The organism is Microcoleus sp. (genome assembly GCF_049646505.1).
Classification (GTDB): Bacteria; Cyanobacteriota; Cyanobacteriia; order Cyanobacteriales; family Microcoleaceae; genus Microcoleus.
The window spans coordinates 1-24021 of the sequence record NZ_JBARVX010000269.1; the positions used below are offsets into that span (position 1 = coordinate 1).

The following is a 24021-nucleotide window of genomic DNA, read 5'->3' on the forward strand; positions in this document are numbered from 1 at the left end:
CTAGAAGCCCATCCCACAAGAAAAAAGATTTTTGTGGGATGGGCTTCTAGCCCGTCCTGAAATTTGATTACAAGGACTTTTGCCAAAGGTATATTGATAATTAGTAATTGAGAAAAAGCTAATTTTAAAAATACATTTTGTGCTTTTGATTCCGATCTACTAGACTTGAATTGCAAAACTCTTATCTCGATATTTTAATCGCAGATATCGGGCAGATATAACACAGATTGACGCAAATAATTTCAGGGTGTTTGCCGATTTTGGCAATTGCTCGTCTGCTCAGTTCCCTCGCGCACCTCAATTCAAAAACTCGGTTTCTCCATCGCCCGTCTCTAGAAAAGCAGGCGCAACCTTCAAAGCAACCGGGTTGCTGCGATAATTGACGCATCCTCACCAAGAGCGAGGAAGAAACCCGGTTTCTGATTCCCCGCACACATCCAAGAAATCGGGTAATGACAAGGCTTTATTCCGACTACTAATATATCTTTAAAACTTTTAATGGTAAATTTGATTATGTTAAATTTTAGCGCGATCGGGCTGCTGGACTTACTGGCGCGCCGCCTCACCCTGGCTTTTTCAACTATTCCCGATTTCACCGACTGGCTGGTTGCAGCTATGCTGGTGCTAGCTTACACTGCGATCGCGCTTCCCGTCGGTTTTTGGTCGGGATTTCTGAAAGTAGACGTGCAAACCTCTTGGCCTACCATTACCGGAGTGCTGATAGGCTGTTTGTTAAGTCCGGGGCTGAGCGAGGAAGTATTTTTCCGCGTGTTAATGCTGCCGCACCTTCGGGAGAATGTTCCTGGGTTAATGCTGTGGTTTTGGGGATGGGCGAGTTTGGTGCTGTTTGTAGTTTACCACCCGCTGAACGCGCTGACTTTTTATCCGATCGGTCGATCGACCTTTATGAATCCAGTGTTTTTGCTGCTAGCGGCAATTTTGGGAGTAGCGTGCTCCATCGCATACCTGCAAAGCGGTTCCATCTGGCCTGCGGTAGCGGTTCACTGGCTGGCTGTGACAGCTTGGCTGCTGCTATTGGGCGGTTACAGGAGGCTGTATGGTTAAATGTACAAAGTCCAGCATCACTATATTGTCAGGAGGAACTCCATCGTGGGTATCATAGGAGCGATCGTAGGTTTTTTGGCAGGGGTAGCAGTTGCTTACTCGTTAGTGGAAAAACGCTTAAAAAAGCAAAAGCAAGAATACTTGAAGCAAACCCGAAGAATAGCTCAGGATATAGAATTAGCTCAGATATCTCGGATGCAACAAACTCCAGATTCTCAGCCAGGAGAACAGGAAGATCGGCTTAGACAAGCCACTGTCGAACACGAAAATTTACTCAGACAAGTTACAACTCAATACGAAAGTCAACTCCAACAAATTGCCGCTCAATACGAAAATCAACTTCAACAAGTTCTGGCAGAACGCGATCGGCTCCAACAAGTTGCTGGCGCAAACGAAAATCAGCTCCGACAACAAGTCAGCCAGGAATTAGAGGCAGCTCACAATGCTAAGCTGCAAGAAAACCTGCAATCTTTGCAATCAGAACACGAACATCATTTACTCAGAGTTGCTGACGAATTGCATCACAATTATCAAGCTCAAATCGAGGAACATTTGCAAAACCTGCAAAACGAACACGAAATTCGATTGAGACAAACTGCCGAGGAATATGAGAACCGCGAGGTTGAGATGCAGTTAAGTATGGAAGCTTTGCAAGAGCAATACGAGATTCGGTTGCAAGCAGCTCACGAGCAGTTGCAAGCTCACGAAGCTCAGATGCAGGCTACTATCGGGTCTCTGCAACAGCAGTACGAAAATAATGTCCAACAACAAGAAGTTCCCGATCGGCAGTTTGGTCAGTTAAATCAAACAGAAGTTGAAGAATATTTACCCGAACCAGAAGTAGGACAGGAACAGTCAAGCGAGTTAAATCAAACAGAAGTTGAACAAGAGTTAAATGATAGGGATTTTTCGGAACCGCAATCAATTGATTTACATCAACAAACCGAAGTCGAACAACAGCCTGAAATAGCCAGACAATTAGCAACCTATTCGGTGGAGCAATTGCTGGGATGCGTTCAAAGTCAAGACTCAGAAACCCGCAAGTTTGCAGCGTCTGCTTTAGGTAACTTGGCTGCTGCTAATGCTCTGAGAGACGACAGCGAGCGAGTAATAGAAACTTTGGGCAAATTACTTCGAGATTTGCAGCCAAATGTGCGCGAAGCTGCTGTGGAAGCACTAGCATCGATCAAGTCGGAACAAGTAATTCCGCTGTTGGAACAAGCTTTGCGAGATACAGATAGGGCTGTGGCGGTGGCGGCAAGTGCTGCGCTCAATAAGTTTAAGTTTTATCCGCAGACTCCGGCGGTGAAACCAAAAATTGTTGATGTTGAGGAACCAAATAGTTAACTTTTGAGGGGGTTTGGGGGAGCTATAAGTCCCGCGCTGTACCCGTTGGGTCAGCGTTGGGATACATGGACTCCCTCAAGCAAATTTGATCCGGTCAATCAGGCGTAAAATTTGCCAGCTCGACCGACTAATTTTATTAGGAATATATATAATGCTAAAGGGAGGTGAAAATAATGCAGCATCAAGCCGTCAAAGTTAGACTGTATCCGACAACCCAACAGCAGACGATACTAGATCAGCATTTTGGCTGTTGTCGTTGGTGGTGGAATTACGCACTCAATATGTGTATTGAAACCTACAAAGCCACGGGTAAAGGCTTGACTCAAGTTGCGTTAAACAAACTCCTCCCAAACCTTAAAAAACAAGAAGAAACACAATGGTTGTCTGAGTGTTACTCTCAAGTTTTGCAATCAACTACGCTCAATTTGGTAACTGCTTACAAAAACTTTTTTGAATCCAGGGCTAAATACCCTAAATTCAAAGCCAAGAAAAACAGGCAGTCAATCCAGTACCCGCAGTCAGTCAAACTTGTTGGCGGCTCTCTCAAGTTTCCTGGTCGTGTCGGCACTGTCAAAGCCAAATTACATCGACCGATTGAAGGAACCATCAAAACCGTAACTGTCAGCATGACCCCTTCAGGGAAATATTATGCCTCCGTACTGACAGAACTCGAAGGACACAAGCCAGTTGCTTGCACCGATGGAAAAGTTGCAGGAATTGACTTGGGATTGAAAGATTTTGCTGTTGTCAATGATGGCATCAAAACATCCAAGTACCCAAATCCCAAGCATTTAGCAAAACACGAACGCAACCTCAAAAGGAAGCAGCAAAAATTAGCCAGAAAGCAGAAAGGAAGCAAATCTAGAAATAAAGCCAGGAAACTGGCTGCTAGGGTTTACGAACGAATTAGCAATGTCCGTCAAGACTACTTGCACAAGCTATCCAGAAAGCTTGTTGACGACAACCAAGTCATTGTAGTCGAAAACCTTCACGTTAAGGGCATGGTTCGCAACCACAAACTAGCTCGAGCAATTTCTGATGTAGGTTGGGGAATATTTGTCAATTTCTTGCATTACAAGCTAGAGGGCGAAGGTAAAGTGTTGGTAGAAATTGACCGATGGTTTCCTAGCTCAAAACTCTGTTCAAATTGTCATTACCCTGTTAGTGAAATGCCATTAAATGTTAGGGCATGGACTTGCCCTAGTTGTGGTACCCATCATGATAGGGACTCAAACGCTGCAACCAATATCAGAACAGAAGGAATCAGAATGCTATTGGTCTTGGGAACCAGGACTGCTGCTGATGGAGGGGATGTGAGTCCGAAGCTGGGACGCAAGTCTAAGCTGACGCAATCCCCGCTGAAGTCAGAAGCCCGCGCCCTCTCCGAAGGTCAGCGTTGGGTAGTTCAGAATCGCTGTTTTGTGCCGAGCACAAATTTAGTTTCGCCGGAGTCGCCAATACCCACGTCTAAGCGAATTAATCCAATGGGCGATCGCACCCTCACACCCAACCCAACAGCCGCCCCAGTCCCCGGTTTATCCCTCACCGAAGCCGGTTTTCCCAACACGCTGTCACCGGTTCCCAAATCCGAAGCAAAATCAACAAATATCACGCCGCCGACATCGCTACCGACGGGAAACCGATACTCGCCGGAAGCCAAAAAATAACTCCGCCCGCTACCAATATCCCCGCTATCGTAACCCCGCACGGAATTGCGCCCGCCGAGGCGAAACGCTTCTGTTGGGGGCAAATCTCCGATGACAGTCCCCGCTTGCAAGTTAAAAGCCAGCATTTCCGGCAGGTTTTCGGACTCGCTGATGCCGAGCAAAGTGACGGGGATATATTGTATATAGTTTGCTAAGAGGCGGTTGCTCACAATGTTACCTCGTCCCAGAGGTATCGACTGCTCGGTGCTGAGGGTGAGAATCGAGCCGCTGGTGGGGTTAAAGGGATTGTTTCGCCGATCGCGCGTCGCGCCAAAAGAAACAGTGTATAATTCATCCACGCCGGAACCGCTGAAAGTGAGAGGATTGCCTTGTTCGTCGCGGCGGGCAATATTTAAGTTGCGATCGCGCGTGCTGATATTGGTATAATTCAATCCTAAAGTTCCGCGCCAATCGCCCAAAGGTCGAGTAACAGCGAGATTTCCCCCGATCCGAATTTCCCGAACTCGATCGCCATTGGGCAAATCGATATCCTTGTTGAAAATTTCGGAGATTTTGCGATCGCCAAAAGCTCTCACACTGTATCCCAAACGGTCTTCGGCGGCAATGTAAGGGCTGACAAACTGGACATCGTACTGGATACCTCGGAGGCTGGGTTCAAGTTCCACCGACAGCCGCTGTGCGTTGGTGCCGAAAGTGCGATCGGTATATGAAAGAGGAATAGCAACACCAACATCATCGCTAATGCTAGCACTCGCACCAAAAGAACGAGCCGATCGCTGTTGGACATTGTAAATTACATTAATATCCGTCCCAACTTCTTCAGTAGAAACCGTCACCTTGTCAAACAATCCCAACTGCTGCAACTGCTGCAAGTCCGATCGTACAACTTGCTGGCTGTAATTATCCCCCGCCTTGAGTTTGAGCTCGCCCCGAATAAAATCTTCCGAAATTCGGCCAACAATCGGATTCCCTTTTTTATCAACTGCTTCGCCTCTGGAATTGACAAAGCGAATTTTCACCTCAGCCACATAAACGCCCTCAGCATTTCCCGCTTGACTGATTTGTCGAGTACCGGCTAGCTGTCGGGCGTTGCTGTTTACCGGTTCGGTTTCGGGTTTGGTGGCGATCGTCCCCGGAGTTTGTAACACAGATGTAAAATCTTTATGGCGATTCGACTTGAGAGAAGGCGATTTAACTTCTCCAACAACCGCGAGCTCATCGGATGTTGGCAAATCCCGCACAATTGGACTCACCCCATCCTCATCCCTCTGTGCCCTCTGCGCCTCTGCGGTTGCTTCTCTAACCTCCACTTGACGCGGTGCATCTATCGGATCGATCGCCCGCGCCGCCAACTCCCCACCAGCTATTTGCGCCAGAGTCAAAAATGCAATAATCGGAATTCGCATAAATATAAAACTCAACTATACTCAACGAATCTTACCGAAAACCGGGCCCAAGTGCCTAATTAGCCGAAAAGAAACCCGGTATTTTTGAATATACCGGGTTTCTGTGATGCGCTGAAAATTTGCCAAAGGTCGATCGCGGGCGATCGTAAAAATTGGGGAAACCAAAAATTTATTTAAAGAGATTGTCTGGAAACACGTTTTTCAAAATGAGCCTGAGTCTGCTGCAACAATTGTTCGCGACTGTCCTTAGCGGTAGTAATGCTAGGGAGCAAATTGCGAGCTTGTAAAGTCATGTGAAGCTGTAGGTGTGCGACGTACTCACTGACATCTTCGCGCACGGAGCAAGCTGGGTAACGTTTTAAAGTAGAGTTCAAAGTGTTCTCCTGCTTTGAGTTTGCAGTAGTTTCAATAATATTAGACAGTATCACGGTCTACGTCTAATTGCCTACTCCGCAATGAAGTTTAACCTTTGGGAGGCTTTTTTGTTACAATAGTTTACAAACCCTTCTTAAATATGCAGGAGTCGATCGCCCGTGCAGTCAATAGCAATAGCACACAAGCACACACTCACCACATTTGTCAATAGCAGCAGCCAAACAGCCGCCTACCTCGACATCGGCAGCGGCCCACCCTTATTGCTGCTGCACGGTTTCTTCGGAGAAAAGACTTGCTGGCTGCCATTAATTGAAATACTGCAATCTCAGTTTCGGTGCATCAGTTTAGATATGTTAGGTTTTGGAGAATCCAGCAAACCACAAATCCAGTACGACGTAGCCATAGAAGTTGCCTTTGTGCGACAAGTTATAGAACAACTAAACATCGAACCCTGCAGCATCATCGGGCATTCTTTTGGCGGTTGGGTAGCCTCTGCATATGCCCTCAAATATCCTAATTCCGTCAGCAGTTTAATATTAGCAGCACCAGCAGGAATTCGGGACGACAGTTTTTGCGGTCAATACGATGCTTTGCGGCCGCTGCTGTGGCAAACCCCAGTAGTTGATTGGGCCTTGCAGTTAGCCAAACCTTTGGCTCGTCTAGCAGGAAAAAGTGACAAATTACAGGAAATTTCCGGGTGGCGCAGAGAGTTAATGTCTCAACCAGTAGCGAGGTCATTTTTAATGAGCAGGATGCAGCCAGAAGACGCAGTTGATACAGTAGAAAAAGAAATTCACAAATTACAAATTCCTACCTTAGTCATCGCAGCTATGGACGACGAAACAATTCCTCTGTGGCATTGTGAAACCTACGCCAACGAGATACCGGGGGCAGAATTAGCAATTATTCCCAACGCCACCCACGGGTTGCCACAAACTCAACCTCAATTCATCGCGAAGTTGATTTGTAATTTTTTGGATAATTAAGAAAACCTTTGCCAAAAGCCGAATTCTAAAAACTGCGATCGACAACTAATGAAAAATAATTGTATTTTAGGATACTACTTAAACAGAAAATACAGAATATATTTGTAGTATTGTAAATTTTTTTTTTATGTCTATCACACCTTGTGTCAGCACGAGCTACAGACATTTAGTAGATTCTGAGGTATTACGAATGGCAGTGCTGAGCAACTACTTTAATCTGGAAGAAATTACCACAGCCAGAAAAGTTAGTGCTGCAGTAATCAACATCAGCGGCCGCCAGCGAATGCTTTCCCAGCGATCGGCTTTTTTTTGCATGAGGTTAGTTTGCTCTCAGAATGCCGCAGAAAGAGCCAAACTGCGGGGGAACTTGTTAGAGGCGATCGCACTTATGGCAAAATCGCACCGCGACTTAATTAATACTCACAGCAGCAACTTATTGAGTGCCCCTTCATCCACCGTCAAAGCAATGTATTTTGATGCGCCGCTGTACCTAGACAAGCAAGTGCGCGAATATATCGATCGTATAAAAGCATTAATGCAAGTTCCCGATGCCGAACTCAGCCTAGAAAATCCCGATCTAAAGTATATTATCGCAGCAGCGGGCGACGAATTGCTATCAGCCTTCGATGCTGTCGTGAGTCAGTACCAGCAAGAAAGCGAAATCGAACAATTTGAAATCGACCTCAAACAGGTTGAACTGTACCAAGAAAGCTGTGCTGCTACCTCGAAAGCCGAAACTCAAGCCGCCGAGATCGATCGGGCACTTTGCGAACTCAAACAAACTCAAGCCCAACTGATGCACAGCGAAAAAATGTCTTCGATAGGAGCCTTAATGGCCAGCATCGTCCACGAAATTAACAACCCAGTTACTTTTATTTACGGCAACTTGAGCCATGCCAAAACTTATACTGAAGATTTGCTGCACCTGCTGTGTCTCTATAAAGAATACAATCCTAATCCCTGTGCCGAAATTCAAGATGAAATCGAAGAAATCGATCTAGATTTTTTAGTTAAAGACTTGCCTAAAGTTATGTCTTCCATGCTAATGGGTGCCGAACGAATTCGCGAAATTGTCAAATCTATGGGCAGCTTTTCGCGAACAGATAACAGTAACATGACGCAGTGCGACTTGCACGAGAGCATCGACAGCACCATCTTAATTTTGCGAAACCGTCTCAATTCTAAAACAGAACGTCCAGACATTCAAATAGTGAAAAATTATGAAAAATTGCCTGATGTAGAGTGTTATGCCGGACAGATAAATCAAGTGTTTATGAATCTAATTAGCAACGCGATCGATGCTTTAGATGAGACAGCACAAAATCAGCCCAATGCTGCGTTAAAAATTTATATCCGCACAGAAGTAGCAGGGAGCGATCGCGTGAAAGTGCGGATAGCTGACACGGGATGGGGAATGACAGCAGAGGTAAAAGAACGAATGTTCGAGCAATTTTTTACCACAAAGGCGATCGGTAAAGGTACCGGTTTAGGATTGTCTATTGTCTACAAAATCCTAGTAGAAAATCACCGAGGAACGCTCAGGTGCGAATCGGAACCGGGTTCGGGAACCGAGTTTATCATTGAACTGCCAGTTCAGCAAATTTAAGCAATTTACAAATACCCCAATTTATAGCGTTTCTCAAGGTTGGTGAGGTATGCTTTTAGGCCCGATGCCCGATGCACCTCTAGTACCTCATGTTACTGAGAAAGGCTATATCATATCAAAAAAATAAAAAACATCACAAATCTGCGTTAATCAGCGCTCATCTGCCTGCATTAGCGGTTAAAATAAAAGGTTAAAATAAAAACAATAAAAAATGCAAATTACTCAAGCCCTTCACAGTGCCATACTCGTTTCCAACCTCGAAAAATCCGAACACTTTTACAGCAGAGTTTTAGGACTGCCAAAAGTAGACAGAAAATTAAAATTTCCCGGAATCTGGTATCAAATCGGCAACTTCCAGCTTCACCTAATTTTAGCGGCAACAATTATACCAGATGCCATAGATTCCCAAAAATTGGGACGCAACCGACATCTAGCATTTTCTGTGGCAAACTTAGAGGAGGCAAAACAACAATTAACAGCCAGCAATTGTCCGGTACAAATGAGCGCGTCAGGTCGATCGGCATTATTTACCCAAGATCCCGACGGTAACATCATCGAACTCAGCGAGTAACAGATGAAAATCATCGCCTACTCTTACAGCGAACCGCTGCTAGAACCTGCGCCAGCGCCCGAAATTTGGGGCCAAGAGGTCGATCGCATCTATCAAGACTTAGGAGGGCGACAGCAACTGCAACAACTCCTAAAAGACTGCCAAACAGAACCAGTCAAATACCTGTTAATTCAGCGCTTTGAAGAACTGGGCGACACAGTACAGCAAGTGTGCGCGCACCTAGAAAAACTCGAAAACCTCGGCATCGAACTCATTGTCACAGACGAAAAACAAACCGAAAACAGAGCAAACTTACTCAAACTCCTCGCAGAAGTCCAGCGCAGCCAACACAGCCGCAGCATTCGCAAAGGACACGCCCGCAACCGCATCAAATCCCTTCCCCCACCCGGAAAAGCCCCCTACGGCTACCGGCGCGGCAAAGACAAATATACGATCGACAAAACCGCTTCCCCCGCCGTCAAAGACTTTTTCGATCACTTTCTCATCTACGGTTCCCTGCGCGGTTCCGTGCGCCATTTAGCCAAGAAATACAACAAAAAAATCTCCGTCAGCACAGGCCGCCGCTGGCTGACAAATCCCGCCTACCGAGGCGATTTAGAATATCAAAAGGGTCAAGTCATTTCTAACACCCACGTCCCGATTATTTCCAGAGAAGAAGCCGCCCAAATAGACCGATTGTTGCGCCGCAACCGCCGCCTTTCTCCCCGCAGCGCCAGCGCCCCGCGTTCCCTCGCAGGTTTAGCAATTTGTGCCGAATGCCGATCGCCCATGACAGTTGCAAAAGTCACATCCTACCGCAAAGATCGAGAATACCTTTATTTGCGACCGATTAACTGTCTGTCCCAGCCAAAATGCAGCGGTATTTCCTACGAAGAAGTATTGCAATTAACTATAGCAGGAATTTGTCGGGATTTGCCCGATGCCGTCGCCCAGTTGCAAGTGCCGGAGATGAACGCAATTAAAGCAGGAATTGCCGGAGCTATCTGCTCGAAACAAGAAATTATAGAGCAACTACCAGCCCTGATTGAAAGCGGCATTTTTGACAAAGAAACTGCCGAACTGAGAGCCTACAAAGTCCGCACGGAAATAGCCGAAATGCAAAGCAGGCTCGCACAATTGCCCCCAGTCAACTTGCGAGAAACCGCGCAAACAGTTTCTCTTCCCCAATTTTGGCTCGATTTGTCGGAATCGGAACGCAGGTTTTATTTTCGCGAGTTTATCGATCGCATTGAAATCATCCGAGAAAATACAAATTGGAAACTGCAAATTATTTTCATTTTTTGAGGATTCGTTCGAGGTTCATCAGTAGCTGCCTGGTTAGATGCCCGACTTCTTAAAAAAGTGGGGTATTTGGGTACTCTCTTGGTTCGCTAGGAGTGGAATTCGCTTGACAAAAATCGGTTTCAACCGCCGAATCATCTTTTTTACCCTTTAGCCAATAGGTAATAATATCTCCTTTACCTTTAACCGCGATCGCACCTCTTTCCTCAAACACATACCGATCTTTTAACTGCTCGCGAACAGCAGCAGTCACTTGAATAGAACCCGGCAATCCCTGCAATTCCATCCGAGAAGCAACATTAACAGTATCTCCCCACAAGTCATAGCTAAATTTTTTAGTACCAATTACACCAGCAACTACTGGGCCTGTATTAATTCCAATCCGAATTTTCAAGGGTTCGCCCGCGTCGGTTTGAATATCTGCGATCGCATCCTGCATATCCAACGCCATATTCGCGATCGCCCCTGCATGATCTGCCCTCGGCACAGGTAAACCCCCCGCCACCATATAAGCATCTCCAATTGTTTTAATTTTTTCCAAACCGTGTTTTTCAGTTAATTCGTCAAATTTTGAAAAAATCTTATTTAGAAAATTTACCAAATCTATTGGTGAAATTCTAGCAGCAAGAGACGTAAAATCCACAATATCTGCAAAAAGAACTGTTGCTGACTCAAACCTCTCGGCAGCATAACCCTCGCCTTTTTTCAAATTTTCAACAATCGCAGCCGGTAAAATATTTAGCAATAAATGATCCGATTTTTTTTTAGCCACCCGTAAAGCTGTCTCAATTGCCTGCCGCTCTTTAATTTCGTTTTGCAATTGTTCAACCAACTCTTCTAGTTGTTTAGTTTGCTCTTGGAGCAGTCGCTGCTGATTTTGAATTATTAACTGATTGGCCACTCGTGCCAATACTTCTTTACTTTGAAAAGGTTTAGTGATATAATCAACTGCTCCCACATCAAAAGCTTTCACCTTATCTGAAGCATCATTTAAGGCGCTTAAAAAAATAACAGGAATCGAACTGGTTTTTGGTGAAGCTTTCAACTGTGTACACACCTCATATCCATTCATCTCTGGCATCATCACGTCCAAGAGAATTAGAGTTGGCGGAAACTCCTGCACCGTCGCCAGAGCTCTTTTTCCGTTCAACGCTTTGCGAACCTGATAGCCTTGCTCGGTTAGGATTGTAGATAAAAGCCGCACGTTATCTGGTTTATCATCAACTACTAGAATTGTTGCTGGAATTGTAGGAGACTGATTGCTGTTCATGCGATCGCTCACGGTATTTTTTCAAAATCCAATATATTAACACTCACACGCCTTAATCGCCGAGTTCGCTAACTCAATAATATCATCAAACAGGAAATTACGCGCTAAATCATTTAAACATTTTGCAGATTCAGTAAACTCTACAGGCATCTCCTCAATCAACCGAATAATTTTATCATCGTAGCATTCATGAGCAGCAGTATAGATATTATCGAGCCACTCACTAGGCATTTTAGCGAGCTGTAATCCTACGGATTCATTGCTAGCAATACCACTAATTTCGTTACCATTTTCTAGGTCAAAAACTGGTTCTTCGTAAATATATTTGACTCCTACATATTTTTCAATTATTGCAAATAGTGTTTTTGCTTCAAACGGTTTACGCATGAAATCGTCGCATCCAGCAGCTAAAATAGTTTTTCTTTCCTCTTCAAAAGCGCTAGCAGTGAGAGCGACAATCACTGTTTGTTTTCCGAGAGGATGAGATTTAATTTGTCTGGTTGCTTCATAACCATTCATTACAGGCATCTGCATATCCATCCAAATCAGGTGCGGTTGCCAATCTTCCCATACATTAATAGCTTCTTGACCATTTTTAGCTTCTCGCACGAGGAAGCCTAGCGGTGACAACAATCTATCTATGACTAGACAATTATCGGCACGGTCGTCAACCACCAAAATCCGGTACTCTGGTTGATCTGGTGCTAAACCAATGACTTTTTTATGCGGTTTAAGCATTTCAATCTCGGTGGGAGCAGCAAGGCCCAGTTGAATATCAAATGAAAACGTACTTCCCAAATCAGGTATACTGCTGACAACAATATCCCCTCCCATCATTTGGACAAATTTGCGACTGATTGGTAAACCCAGTCCAGTGCCCTGTTCGGATTTATAACCTGATTTTGTTTGCTCGAATGGTTTAAATAACTTATTCATTTCTTCTGTGGCAATGCCGGGGCCAGTATCCTGAATTTCAAACTGAAGGCGCAAAGATACCGGGCGAATAGAATTCGAGTCTGCACAATCAAAATTCGCAGGCGCGGAGTTTTCGGAACCCCTGTCGGCGGTTTTTGTTTGCGTGCTTTTCAACTCTGCATTTTCAGCCGCCAAATTTTCTTCTACCTTGTTTTTCAGTCGCAAGGTAACGCTACCAGTCTCTGTAAACTTAATGGCATTTCCTACAAGATTAATCAAAATTTGGCGCAATTTACCCTCATCTCCATTAACAAAGTGAGGTACGCTCTGGGCCACTTCAAACTTTAGCTGCAATCTCTTAGATTTAGCTTTCAATCGAAACATCTCTTCTAGGTTTTCTAGCAGGCGAATTAAATTAAAACTGCTTTCATTAAGTTGAATTCTGCCTGCTTCAATTTTGGACATTTCCAAAATATCATTAATTAGCGAAAGCAAATGTTCCCCGGCGCGATTAATAATTCCTAAGTGTTGTTGGTGTTCGTTGTTTAGGGATGAATCGCGCACTATCACCTGACTAAATCCCAGAATTGCATTCAGGGGAGTACGCAATTCGTGACTCATAGAAGAAAGGAATTCGCTTTTGGCGACGTTGGCGGCATCAGCCACCCTGACAGCTTTTTGCAGCGCTGCTTCTGCCAACTTGCGATCGGCAATTTCTGTTTTAGCTTGTTCAAATAGCGTGCATTGCTGGATGGCAATTGCTAGCTGTACGGAAATTTGCTTGAGAGATTCTATCTCAGAAGAGTTCCAATGTTTTTGACTGCGACAGTGATGAGCAATTAGCAATCCCCATAAAACTTTTCCTTGCAAAATGGGAACGACGAGGTTAGCTTTAATTTCAAACTGGGCGAGTAAATTAATGTGGCACTCGGAAATATCAGCGGTGTAAATATCGTCCATCGCCCGAACGCGCCCCTGCTGGTAAACAGAAATATAGCTGTCGCGAAAACAAGGATCGTTAATATCAGTTCCCTTAATCGGCATCACACCTGCTGCTACCGATTCGACCGCTATAAATCCGCTCCAATCTCGGTTGAAACGGTAAATAACCGCCCTGTCAGTTGACAAAAACTGGCGAACTTCTTCAACAGCGACTGTCATAACTTCTTCTAGGTTAAGAGAAGAGCGAATCCGCTCTTGTATGGAATTCACCAGCCGCTCTCTTTTTAGTTGCTGCACCAAAGCTGCTTCTGCCTGTTTGCGAGCAGTAATATCTACTGCATAACCAACACACTCCACAGGTATGCCAGCAGCATTTTTGACCAACTTAACCTCATCGTGAATCCAGCGATAACTACCGTCTTTGTGCAGTTCGCGGTATTCGTAGGAAATCAATTCTTTTTGCAATATCTGAGCGAAGGCAGTATCTATAATCTCTCGATCTTCGGGGTGAACGAGGCTGTGCCAATCCAGGGAACCATCAACAAATTCTCGCGCTTCGTAGCCAATCAGTGAAACAATGTTCTCGCTGACAAATGTTACGTCATAATTTCCGCCTAATTTGCAGCTAAAAATAACTGCCGGAGTAGTAGCCAACAAATATTGCAAGCGTTCGGTAACTGAGCGCAATTTTAACTCGGCTTGCTGGCGGTCGCGAGCTTCCTTTTCTAAGCAACTGTTGGTTTCTGTCAACTGTGCGGTACGCTCTTGCACTTTAATTTCTAAATCTTCATAAGCGCAGCGCAGAGCTAATTCTGCATCTTCACGCACGGCAATTTCTCGCTGCAACTTGAGATTAATTTCTTCTAATTCTTGAGGAGTTTTTAAGGCTAAAAATTGGGGTAGTAGCGTTACCATCGATCCGGCAGTGTAGCAAGAAACGAGGGCGGTAATTCCTTTTTCAATCCCCGACAGCCAATAAGCGGAATGCCACAGCGTCCAAATTTCTAGCAAGTGACCTGTACCGCAAAGAATAATAAATGCACCAAACAAACCAAATATTCCTAAAAAAGGAACATCGCGCCGCTTAAAAATAAAATAAATCAGCATAGCCGGAATTGAATAGTAGGCGATCGCGATTAAAAAGTCGCCGGTTACGTGCAGCCACACCAAAGGCGTTTGCCACAGATAGCAGTGACCGTGCGGCATATACTGAGTTGGAGAAAAGATATCTTTGACTATTTGCCACATAATGTTTGCTTGCAGATGATACTAAGTAGAACGATCGCCTTGTTTTTGTGGGGCGGGATCTCCGGCCCGCTCCAGAAGTTGATTTACAAAAACGGGATGTTCCCAATTTTACAACTTTACTAAAAATTTTTCAGAGCAAGGTGCTGGCTGAGGTTTTGATTTTAAGGGAATTTTAATCATAAGCATCTATGCCGCTGCGATTATCAGCAATGTGAATCTGCACCCACTGGCCGTCAACCACAAGCGTGCGGATGCGAATTCTTAGCGGTTAGCAATGGGTATATTGCAAGCGATCGGGTAAACATTTCCCCAAGAGTCTTTGACTGAATGCTTTTGCACCGCCATCTGTTCTTAAGCATCAATCGCATTAGAACAAATATTCATAAATACTTGGTTGAGCTCTCGGGCCTCGCTTTTCCAATTCCAGCATTAATTGAGAGAGTGCTTCCTGAGCTTGTTGGCGATCGCCAATCTGATTTTGTCAAGCCAAATTTGCCCGATCGCGATCGGGACTGGGACTCGCCAAGATTTTGGGGATTAGTTCCACCAGCAGTGCTGCTGTGGATAGCGAAACTAGCGCCGCAATCGCTTTCAGAAAACCAGAGAACCAATAATTATACCAATTTCATAAAGTTATGCTACTACTGAAAGTTTGACTCACCCCCTTTACAAGGGGGGGTTGGGGGGGGTAGATATGTAGCGATATTTTATGAATTTGGTATTGGGATGCCGCAGCGTCCATATTTCGATAACGCGGGTAATGCCGCAGCAGATAACAAAAGAGCCAAACAACATGAAAACCCAGTCAATCTGGCAGTGTGGACAATACGGTGAAGTTGTGGAACTTTGACGGCACTCCATTAGACAAGATTGCAAAAGTCCTTTTAATCAAATTTTGGGACGGGCTAGAAGCCCATCCCACAAGAAAAAAGATTTTTGTGGGATGGGCTTCTAGCCCGTCCTAACTATTTTTGCAATCTTGTCTATTAACGACTCTCAGAGGTCACAGCGCGGCGAGTAGGGGAGTGGCGTACCGTTCTGACGGAACGTTTGTGGCTTCTGTCAGCGAGGATAATAGGCTGATTTTGTGGAACGTGGAGCAAGTTTTGAATCTGGATTTGTTGAGTTACGGGTGCGATCGCCTGCGGGATTATTTGCGGACAAATACGATGGTGGAAAAGGGCGATCGGTTTTTGTGTTCGCCCTTTGGAATGATTTAACCGCGAAGACGCAAAGAACGCGAAGAGAAGAGGAAACAGTAACATACTCCCCTTGACGATTCGGCGGTCTGAGGCCAACTGGTTCGTAAAAAATATCCAAAACCCGGATTTGGTATAATATCGTTTCCGGTTGCATCGGAATAATAAAATCGAGTCAACAGTCAACAGTCAACAGTCAACAGTCAACAGTCAACATCACCTGACGGTGTAACCGGAAATGATATAACTACTGACTAATAAAATCGCTAGCGGTGAGAGTACCGGGCGCTATACCGTTCAGTTTTGCTAACAATTGATTGCTACTGGTGACGCTAATCAAAGTTTGATTGTTGCTGCCAGTAATAGTTAGTTGATTGAAACTCAAACCAGAATTTAACCCAATTAAATCCTCGCCTTGGCGGAAATCCGTAATGATATCGCTGCCTAAACTTGGAGTTAGCAGAAATACATCATTTCCCGAACCGCCAGTCAAAGTATCATCTCCTACATCACCCGCCAGAAAATCGTTACCAGCATTGCCGAAGAGGCTATCATTTCCTTTGCCGCCGTACAGCGTATCGTTGCCTGTATAACCTTCGAGCAAATCGTTTTCGTTGTTGCCGAACAGCAAATCGTCACCATCGCCACCGCCGAGACTGTCGCTGTCTTTGCCGCCGTAAAGCGTGTCATTTCCAGCTTTACCAAAAATCAAATCTGCACCTTCGTTTCCGAAGGCAATATCGTTGCCGTTGCCAGCATTAATCGTGTCATTTCCTAAGTTGCCAAAAAGCTCGTCGCCGCCATCTTCCCCCAGCAAAATATCGTCATCTTTGCCGCCAAAAATGGTATCGCTGCCAAAGCCGCCGGCAACAGTATCTTGGCCTAAATCTCCCCTCAAAAAGTCGTCGCCTTCTCCGCCAACAACAGTGTCATTATCTTTGCCGGCGTAGACGGTATCGTTGTCGGCGCCGCCTTGGATGAAGTCATTGCCGGTATTGCCGAAGATGGAATCGTTACCGCTGCCGCCGTCGATGTTGTCGCTGCCGCCCATGCCGTAGAGGGTGTCATTTTCGCCAAGTCCGTTAATTGACTCGTTGATGCCGCTGCCCATGATGAAATCGGGGCCCTCACCGCCGTTGAGAGTTTGTTGGGCCGGATTCGGAGTAATGCTGCCGGGGTCGATTTCTGGGGCTGCCAGGGTTTCGACGATCGCATTATCTGTTGTCGGTGTCGGTGTGGGAGTTGGTATAGGTGTGGGAGTTGGCGTGGGAGTTGGTGTGGGCGTGGGAGTTGGCGCTGGCGTGGGAGTTGGAGTTGGAGTTGGAGTTGGCGCTGGCGTGGGAGTTGGCGCTGGCGTTGGTGTGGGAGTTGGCGTGACTGTACTTGTGAATTCAAAAGCGCCGATATCAACGATCGAACTTCCGTTACCATCACCATCAACAGGGCGAGTCACACCGCGCTGATCCTTAGCCGGCGCGCCTGCACCAGTACCCGTATCAATGGCAGGACTTCCGACTAGCAGCGGTAGCACGAAAGCGCCGTTGATATTTTGCAAAGGGCCGAGTAATGGATCGGCGATCGTCACAGTTGCCGTAACATTATTATCGTTAGGATCGCCCGTCGTCAGTTTAGCGGGAAATTGCAGATTGTTTCCCCCGTCAATTAGTTCTCTTCCAGTTTGGTATTTAACTTTAAAAGGATTACCCGCCGTATTGCTATCAAAAATCGAATTTTTGACAGTAATTGGCTGATTTCCAAAAGTCGCAATACCGCCCGAATACTCCCCAGCCGTGTTCTTGGCTAAAGTCGAATTGACAATGTTAGTGGAAAAAGAATCTCTGTTGCCGACAACTATTCCCCCGCCCTGTTTAGCAGCGGTGTTGCCGGAAAATGTGCTGTTGACAATGCTGACATTTCCATCTTCTCCCAACCACAAACCGCCGCCGTTATCGTCGGCTGTGTTGTTGGCAAAGGTGCTGTTTGTCACAGTCAAATCGGCATTGCCGTGGCGGACTCCACCGCCTGAACCTCCAGTTCCCGATGAATTTTTTACGGCTTTGTTGTTAATAAAAGTGCTGTTTTCCAAAACCACTTTATCTGGAGGATAGCCAAACAGAAATGCTGCACCTCCTTCTCCTGAGCCGATATTGCCGTCAAAAGTGCTGTTGCGAATAATGATGTTGCCACCGATCGCATCATTAGTTAATTCGCTAGCGCCATCGACGTAAACTGCCCCGCCAACCCCTTTCTCTGTGCGGTTGCCGGTAAATTTAGAGTTTTCGATCGTCATGCTGCCCAACAGGTTATTAACAGCCCCGCCGTAGCTGCCTTTGTTGTTGGTAAATTCGCTATCTCTGATAGTCAAAGAACCGCCGCTTTTAGTGGCGATCGCCCCGCCGCCGCGTTCGGTATTATCCGCTAGGGAACCGTCATTGTCGCTAAACTTGCTGTTAATTACAGTAGTCGTGCTGCGGAAACCTGTATAAACGCCGCCGCCGTAACCGGCAACATTCTTATTAACTTGGCAATTTTCTAAGGTTAAAGTGCTGTTACCTCCCGTTAAAATGCCGCCGCCAGCGCTAGTTGTTTCGTTATTCGGATCGGTTCCAGAGACTTTGCCGTTGGCAACAATCAGGTTTTTTAGAGTAACATTGGTTGAACCTTCGGTGAGGATTACTCGCGAAGTGTTGTTGCCGCTGATGGTTAAATTGCTAGCAGCAATTGCATCAACTGTCAAGTTTTTGTTGATGACAAGTTGACCGGAAGTGAGAGCAATTGTTTGATTCGCCAGACTGGAGGCAAATTGAATTGTATCCCCGGCTGCTGCGGAGGCGATCGCACTTCTCAAAGAACCGGGCCCGCTATCATTATTGTTGGTAACGGTAACAGTCGCCAAAGTCCCTCGGTAATCCGCCATTGTCTCTGGAGTCAAAGCACTGGATGCCTCAATATCACCCTTGGAAAACTCCAAATTCCAGTTACCAGTGCGGCCGGTGCGATCGCTAGATGCCGCAATATCAGCCCCGGTTAACTCGCCCAGGCGATCGACAAAATTAGCCCCCTCACCCGCAGCCACATCGCAACCGTAAAGCATAATATCAGCTTTGTCGCTCAGCGCATTTCGCCACCCTTGCAACTGGCTGGCATATTGCGGCAAACTATCCGCATTCAACGTCGCAGAACCTAACTGCAAACTGCCAGAATTGCCGTGAGAAAAAATGTGAACTTCGTCTAAAGTTCCGCCCGCAGCAGCGATGGTTTGCAGTTTAGCAGAAATCTGCTCGACTCCATTGCCATTTTTATCTAAAATGATGACTTCAGCGCCGGAAACCGCGCCGCCCGCAAGAGTTTGATAGTCATCTAAGCCCGAATCAATAAAGACAATAGATTTAGGACGAGAATTGCCCAGAACAGATTGTGAATCAATACTGGCAAAATTTGAACTCATTTCGCATACCCCTATGAGAATGTTGGTAATTTGCTGGTAGATTCACCCGAAAAACAGAAAACTTTTTTATGCTGAAAGCAGCAGGCAGAATTAAAACATCAGCGATTTGGGGAATTAAAACTCAGGTAAAAACTTACTTTCTCAGACAACAATTTATCGGTTGTATCTGCGAGCCAGTTTTGCTGTGTGAAGATTGCGATTTTGCGAGCAACTAACCGCATAAAATGTAATATCAAATCCGCACTTCATCGTCCTGTATTCACCTCTCTCTCTTGTCTTCCTCTGTGTTCTCTGCGCCCTCTGCGGTTAAATAATTCCGATCCAACCGGAAACGATATAATGTAAATATTCCCGGATGCAAAACCTGCAAATCTAGCGTGCCGCGTATGTACGCTCCGCACCTACTATCCTCTTTTAAATGCCGAACAGCTTACGTCCTTCCTTCGCGTTATTAGCGTCTTCGCGGTTCGATAGTTCCGATGCTAACGGATTGGATATGACGTATTTGCCGATCGCAAAAATCCCAAAAAATCCGAAATTTAGGTAACTAACACTAGGCGTGACAGGCGGGAGAAAAGCTTTACTTTCTCCTCAAAACATTCATCCCGCCCTGCACCCTAGCCGATATTTCACTGCTAGTAATACCAAATTCATAAAATAGCCCTACATATCTACCCCCCCCCACCCCCCCTTATAAAGGGGGGGAGTCAAACTTTCGGTAGTAGCATAACTTTATGAAATTGGTATAAGGTGCGCGTTGCACACCCTACCAGAGACAGTTAGATAGTTACCTGAGTGAAATCGCTAGCGCCGAGAGAACCGGGAACACCGTTCAGCGTCGCTAACAATTGATTGCTGCCCGTAACGTTAATCAAAGTTTGATTGTTGCTCGACGTAATGCTGAGTTGATTGAAACTCAAACCGGGAGCCAACCCAATTAAATCCTCGCCCTGACGGAAATCAGTAATGATGTCGCTGCCCGCACTTTTAGTGAGGAAAAACACATCACTACCCGAACCGCCGGTCAAAGTATCGTCCCCAATATCGCCGCTGAGGAAATCGCTGCCAGCACCGCCGATCAGGAGATCGTTACCCTTGCCACCGTAAAGCGTATCGTTGCCGGTGTTGCCGTAAACCGTATCATTTTCATTGTTGCCGAACAGCAAGTCGTTGTCCTCACCGCCATCGAGACTATCGCTGTCTTTGCCGCCGTAAAGCGTGTCATTTCCAGCCTTACCAAACATCAAGTCTGCACCTTGATTTCCGAAGGCAATATCGTTGCCGTTGCCAGCATTAATTGTGTCATTTCCTAAGTTGCCAAAAAGCTCGTCGTCACCATCTTCGCCCAGCAAGATATCGTCATCTTTGCCGCCAAAAATGGTGTCGCTGCCAAAGCCGCCGGCAACAGTATCTTGGCCTAAATCTCCTCTCAAAAAGTCGTCGCCTTCTCCGCCAACAACAGTGTCATTATCTTTGCCGGCGTAGACGGTATCGTTGCCGGCGCCGCCTTGAATGAAATCATTGCCGGTATTGCCGAAGATGGAATCGTTACCGATGCCGCCGTCGATGTTGTCGTTGCCGCCCATGCCGTAGAGGGTGTCATTGCCAACAAGTCCGTTAATCGACTCGTTGATGCCGCTGCCCATGATGAAATCGTCTGTGTTACCGCCGTTGAGAGTTTGTTGGGCTGGGTTGGGGACGATCGCACCAGAGTCGAGTTCCGGGGCGTTGAGACCATCGAAAGGGGAACCATCTGCCGGCGGAGTTGGAGTCGGCGCGGGCGTCGGAGTCGGCGCGGGAGTCGGTGTGGGAGTTGGAGTCGGCGCGGGCGTCGGTGTGGGAGTCGGAGTCGGTGTGGGGACGACACTACCTCCGAATTCAAAAGAACCGCTGTCCACGATCGCCCCTGGAATGGTATCACCATCTTGAGGGCGAGTCTGGCCGCGCTGATCCGTAGCTGGTGCGCCGCTTGGTACTCCTTTGTCAATGGCCGGACTTCCTGTCAGCAGGGGCCTGACGAAAGCGCCGTTGATGTTTTGCAGTGGGCCGAGTAAGGGATCTGCCACCGTCACGCTGGCCGTCGCCTTGATATCGGTGCTAATCACGGGCCACTGAAAATTCCCTCCTCCATCGGCGTATTCGTCGGTGACGTGTTGGTTAATTCCCCAAGGGTTTCCTCCGTTAGCCGCTGTATTGTTGGCAAGAATCGTGTTTTTGAGGGTGACATTATTGGCAGCGGCGAAGATACCTCCACCAACCCAGCCGGCGCTATTATCGGCGATCGTCGTGTTGACAATAGTTGTGGGTGCACCCAGAGTCATGCCACCGCCGAGTTTGTTGAAATCACCAGCAGCAAACGCGGTGGAGTTGCCAGAAAACGTACTGTTAGTAATCGTAGCAGGGGCATTGCGTGTCCACAGGCCACCACCTTGATTATTGGCTTTGTTGCCAGCAAAGGTGGTGTTGGTAATGGTCAATCCCTGATTGGTGCTGCCGCTCAAATTCGTTACACCACCACCGTTTCCAGGACTTCCACCGTTGGGTAGCGCCAGAATTTCGTTATTTTGGAAGGTGCTGTTTTCCAAAATTACCTTGTCTTGGTTGCCGGTGAACAGATAAGCTGCACCTCCTTCACCTCGACCTTTATTGTCTTGAAATACGCTACCACTAATCCGAATTGTGCCGGAAGCTTCAGTTGTAGAACTGGCTCTGTCTGTGTAAACTGCGCCACCAAAACCTCTTAAGAAGTCATTGGGCTGACCTGTGGCGAAAGTGGCTCCGGTGGTGTCGTTGCCGATGAATCGGGAGTTTTCAATTGTTAACTTGCCCTGAAGGCTGTTAATTGCCCCGCCGTTAATTCCTTTGTTGTTGGTGAAGTCGCTGTTGGTGACTGTAATAGCTTTGGAACTCAAAAAGCCGATCGCACCTGCACCCCGTTCATCGTTACCTGCGGTGGCTACGTTGCCGTTGAATTTACTGTTGTTTACTATCAGAGTATTGTTGAAATTCCCAAAAATTGCACCGCCACCTTTATCAGCGACGTTGTTGTTGAACTGAACATTATCTACTGTGAGGCTTACTTCGTCGGTTGTGCCGATCGCGCCGCCTCGATCCGCAGTTTTGCCGTTGACAATAGAGAGATTTTTGACTGCAAAACTTGTAGCAGTCGCCACATTTGCATTGACAAAAAAGGCGCGGGATGCGTTGTTGCCGCTGATGGTTAAACCCGCTGCTGCTGCGCCATCAATCGTGATGTTTTTGCCAACAGGAATATTGAGTTGGCCGCTGGTAAGGGTGATGGTTTGGTTCGCCAAACCGGGAGCGAAGGTAATGGTATCGCCGGCAGCAGCGGATGCGATCGCAGCCCTCAACGAACCGGGCCCGCTATCGCTATTGTTGCTGACCACGATAGTAGCTAAATCGCCTCGGTAATTTGCCATTGCCTCCGGCTCCAAGGCTAAATCCGATTCAATTTGACCCTTAGCAAATTCTAAATTCCAGTCGCCGTTTTTGCCGGTGATGTTGGTGGATGCGGCAACGTCAGCTCCCGTTAGTTGGCTGAGTTTGTCAACGAAATTAGCGCCTGTACCGGATGCTACGTCGCAGCCGTACAGCATGATGTCTGCTTGCGGGGCTAGTGAACTCTGCCACTTTTCCAACTGGTTTTTGTATTGCTCGATGTTATCTGAACCCAGAGCGGTATTACCCAGTTGTACGCTGCCAGAACTACCGTGAGAAATGATGTGAACCGAATCGATCGCCCCGTTGCTAGAGGCGTATTTTTCAATTTCAGAGGAGATTTGTTCGATACCGTTTTTGGTGCGATCGAGTATCACTACCTGCTGTCCCGGCAGCACTCCTGCTGCAATTGACTCGTAATCTTCCACGCCGGAATCAATGAAGACTAAGGAACGCGGGGGCAGTTTTTCAAGAGAAGATTTTGAGTTAACTTGAGCGAACGCAGAACTCATATTTGATACTCCATTATGGACGTTATTGGTAGATACATCCCTGGAGCAATCTTATCAGCCTTGTTTGAATACATATTAACATCATTGTTTGGAATAAAGCAAGATTTTTAACTGATATTTTTAATTTATTTTTTTTCCGGACTTCACTCGTCTCTGCTTGTAGTTAACCGAGTTTTTGGTCGTAATTGTTAGCAAAATATAACACAGATATCGGGAATCAAAAAAAAATCCTGCTTGTTTTTAGCAGGATTTTTCTAGCCTTATTTGGCTGGGGATACCGATAATTACAGGCATTAGGTCATGGGTTTCCGGGTAATTTCTTACTGAGTAACTCCTCTAACTTAGATTTAGTATTTTGATTGGGATTTAATACTTTGGATAGACCGACAGGGAGCATCTTTGTTGTATGTTAATACGTGCAAAATCGCCCGGTTTCCCACGGGTTCGACCGTCTAGCAACTGCGGACGTTCGCCTTATATAATTTTTTTTTGCCCAAGAAGATGCTCCGGGCTGAGGCGGTTATTTCCCGTCCATACTTGTATTAAAATTATCGTCAAAAGCCTATTAAGAGCAAGCAGTATCCCAAATACACAATTATTGGAATGTCTATTTTATCTAGTTATTCAAGATAAATTATATGATTGATTTTGAATAATTCAGACAATTAAAAAAGAATATATAGCCTTTCTCAAAAAAGTGAGGATAGCCCTATGCCCGGTTTGG

The 24021-nt window shown here is 46.2% G+C and carries 16 protein-coding genes and 1 pseudogene; 10 read left to right on the plus strand and 7 right to left on the minus strand.

Annotated elements, in window-relative coordinates; genetic code table 11:
- Positions 1–513: 513 nt before the first annotated feature.
- The 3 genes and pseudogenes from WBA89_RS14470 to WBA89_RS14480 form a co-directional block, all read left to right on the plus strand.
- Positions 514–1065, plus strand: a complete 552-nt coding sequence (locus tag WBA89_RS14470) for a type II CAAX prenyl endopeptidase Rce1 family protein (protein WP_424407510.1) — start codon at positions 514–516, stop codon at positions 1063–1065.
- Between the two features lie 45 nt (positions 1066–1110).
- Positions 1111–2412 carry a HEAT repeat domain-containing protein gene (locus tag WBA89_RS14475; RefSeq protein ID WP_424407512.1) on the plus strand — a complete coding sequence of 434 codons (1302 nt, stop codon included), beginning with the start codon at positions 1111–1113 and terminating at the stop codon, positions 2410–2412.
- Between the two features lie 173 nt (positions 2413–2585).
- Positions 2586–3800 (plus strand): annotated as a pseudogene (locus tag WBA89_RS14480) (RNA-guided endonuclease InsQ/TnpB family protein); the annotation flags it as partial.
- Between the two features lie 17 nt (positions 3801–3817).
- Here the strand turns inward: WBA89_RS14480 and WBA89_RS14485 are convergent.
- From WBA89_RS14485 to WBA89_RS14495, 3 genes are read right to left on the minus strand one after another with little or no spacing between them, the layout of a single operon-like run.
- Positions 3818–5485, minus strand: coding sequence for a BamA/TamA family outer membrane protein (locus WBA89_RS14485; RefSeq protein ID WP_424407514.1), 1668 nt, complete (start codon positions 5483–5485; stop codon positions 3818–3820).
- A 21-nt stretch (positions 5486–5506) separates the two neighbouring features.
- A complete protein-coding gene (locus WBA89_RS14490) occupies positions 5507–5650 on the minus strand; it encodes a hypothetical protein (RefSeq protein WP_424407516.1) in 144 nt (47 codons plus the stop codon).
- A gap of 8 nt (positions 5651–5658) precedes the next feature.
- A complete protein-coding gene (locus WBA89_RS14495) occupies positions 5659–5859 on the minus strand; it encodes a hypothetical protein (RefSeq protein ID WP_194011519.1) in 201 nt (66 codons plus the stop codon).
- 159 nt (positions 5860–6018) lie between these two features.
- Here WBA89_RS14495 and WBA89_RS14500 point away from each other — a divergent pair, with 159 nt between their 5' ends.
- The 4 genes from WBA89_RS14500 (at position 6019) to WBA89_RS14515 (ending at position 10307) form a co-directional block, all read left to right on the plus strand.
- Positions 6019–6846: an alpha/beta fold hydrolase gene (locus tag WBA89_RS14500; RefSeq protein ID WP_424407518.1), complete on the plus strand. Its 828-nt coding sequence runs from the start codon at positions 6019–6021 to the stop codon at positions 6844–6846.
- A 127-nt stretch (positions 6847–6973) separates the two neighbouring features.
- Complete coding sequence (locus WBA89_RS14505; protein WP_424407520.1) at positions 6974–8452, plus strand: ATP-binding protein; 1479 nt, start codon at positions 6974–6976, stop codon at positions 8450–8452.
- A gap of 211 nt (positions 8453–8663) precedes the next feature.
- A complete protein-coding gene (locus tag WBA89_RS14510) occupies positions 8664–9023 on the plus strand; it encodes a VOC family protein (RefSeq protein WP_424407522.1) in 360 nt (119 codons plus the stop codon).
- Between the two features lie 3 nt (positions 9024–9026).
- Complete coding sequence (locus WBA89_RS14515; protein WP_424407524.1) at positions 9027–10307, plus strand: recombinase family protein; 1281 nt, start codon at positions 9027–9029, stop codon at positions 10305–10307.
- Positions 10308–10356: 49 nt separating this feature from the next.
- Here the strand turns inward: WBA89_RS14515 and WBA89_RS14520 are convergent, their stop codons facing one another.
- Positions 10357–11574 (minus strand): adenylate/guanylate cyclase domain-containing protein, encoded by a 1218-nt coding sequence (locus WBA89_RS14520; RefSeq protein WP_424407551.1) that lies wholly within the window; start codon positions 11572–11574, stop codon positions 10357–10359.
- Positions 11575–11610: 36 nt separating this feature from the next.
- Positions 11611–14679: a response regulator gene (locus tag WBA89_RS14525; RefSeq protein WP_424407526.1), complete on the minus strand. Its 3069-nt coding sequence runs from the start codon at positions 14677–14679 to the stop codon at positions 11611–11613.
- A gap of 441 nt (positions 14680–15120) precedes the next feature.
- On the opposite strand from WBA89_RS14525, the gene WBA89_RS14530 reads away from it, so the two are divergent.
- Both WBA89_RS14530 and WBA89_RS14535 read left to right on the plus strand, forming a co-directional pair.
- The gene (locus tag WBA89_RS14530) at positions 15121–15327 is read left to right on the plus strand and encodes a hypothetical protein (protein WP_424407528.1); all 207 of its coding nucleotides are present in this window, start codon (positions 15121–15123) and stop codon (positions 15325–15327) included.
- 323 nt (positions 15328–15650) lie between these two features.
- A complete protein-coding gene (locus WBA89_RS14535) occupies positions 15651–15899 on the plus strand; it encodes a hypothetical protein (protein ID WP_424407530.1) in 249 nt (82 codons plus the stop codon).
- A 226-nt stretch (positions 15900–16125) separates the two neighbouring features.
- On the opposite strand, the gene WBA89_RS14540 is transcribed toward WBA89_RS14535, so the two are convergent.
- Positions 16126–19326 carry a DUF4347 domain-containing protein gene (locus WBA89_RS14540; protein ID WP_424407532.1) on the minus strand — a complete coding sequence of 1067 codons (3201 nt, stop codon included), beginning with the start codon at positions 19324–19326 and terminating at the stop codon, positions 16126–16128.
- A 68-nt stretch (positions 19327–19394) separates the two neighbouring features.
- Here WBA89_RS14540 and WBA89_RS14545 point away from each other — a divergent pair, with 68 nt between their 5' ends.
- A complete protein-coding gene (locus WBA89_RS14545; protein WP_424407535.1) occupies positions 19395–19541 on the plus strand; it encodes a hypothetical protein in 147 nt (48 codons plus the stop codon).
- 564 nt (positions 19542–20105) lie between these two features.
- Here the strand turns inward: WBA89_RS14545 and WBA89_RS14550 are convergent.
- Positions 20106–23297, minus strand: coding sequence for a DUF4347 domain-containing protein (locus WBA89_RS14550; RefSeq protein ID WP_424407537.1), 3192 nt, complete (start codon positions 23295–23297; stop codon positions 20106–20108).
- Positions 23298–24021: the final 724 nt, after the last annotated feature.

Coding starts and splice junctions, on each gene's coding strand:
- WBA89_RS14470 (WP_424407510.1), top strand. CDS start 514: ATGTTAAATTTTAGCGCGATCGGGCTGCTGGACTTACTGGCGCGCCGC.
- WBA89_RS14485 (WP_424407514.1), bottom strand. CDS start 5,485: ATGCGAATTCCGATTATTGCATTTTTGACTCTGGCGCAAATAGCTGGT.
- WBA89_RS14505 (WP_424407520.1), top strand. CDS start 6,974: ATGTCTATCACACCTTGTGTCAGCACGAGCTACAGACATTTAGTAGAT.
- WBA89_RS14510 (WP_424407522.1), top strand. CDS start 8,664: ATGCAAATTACTCAAGCCCTTCACAGTGCCATACTCGTTTCCAACCTC.
- WBA89_RS14515 (WP_424407524.1), top strand. CDS start 9,027: ATGAAAATCATCGCCTACTCTTACAGCGAACCGCTGCTAGAACCTGCG.
- WBA89_RS14520 (WP_424407551.1), bottom strand. CDS start 11,574: ATGAACAGCAATCAGTCTCCTACAATTCCAGCAACAATTCTAGTAGTT.
- WBA89_RS14525 (WP_424407526.1), bottom strand. CDS start 14,679: ATGTGGCAAATAGTCAAAGATATCTTTTCTCCAACTCAGTATATGCCG.
- WBA89_RS14540 (WP_424407532.1), bottom strand. CDS start 19,326: ATGAGTTCAAATTTTGCCAGTATTGATTCACAATCTGTTCTGGGCAAT.
- WBA89_RS14545 (WP_424407535.1), top strand. CDS start 19,395: ATGCTGAAAGCAGCAGGCAGAATTAAAACATCAGCGATTTGGGGAATT.
- WBA89_RS14550 (WP_424407537.1), bottom strand. CDS start 23,297: ATGAGTTCTGCGTTCGCTCAAGTTAACTCAAAATCTTCTCTTGAAAAA.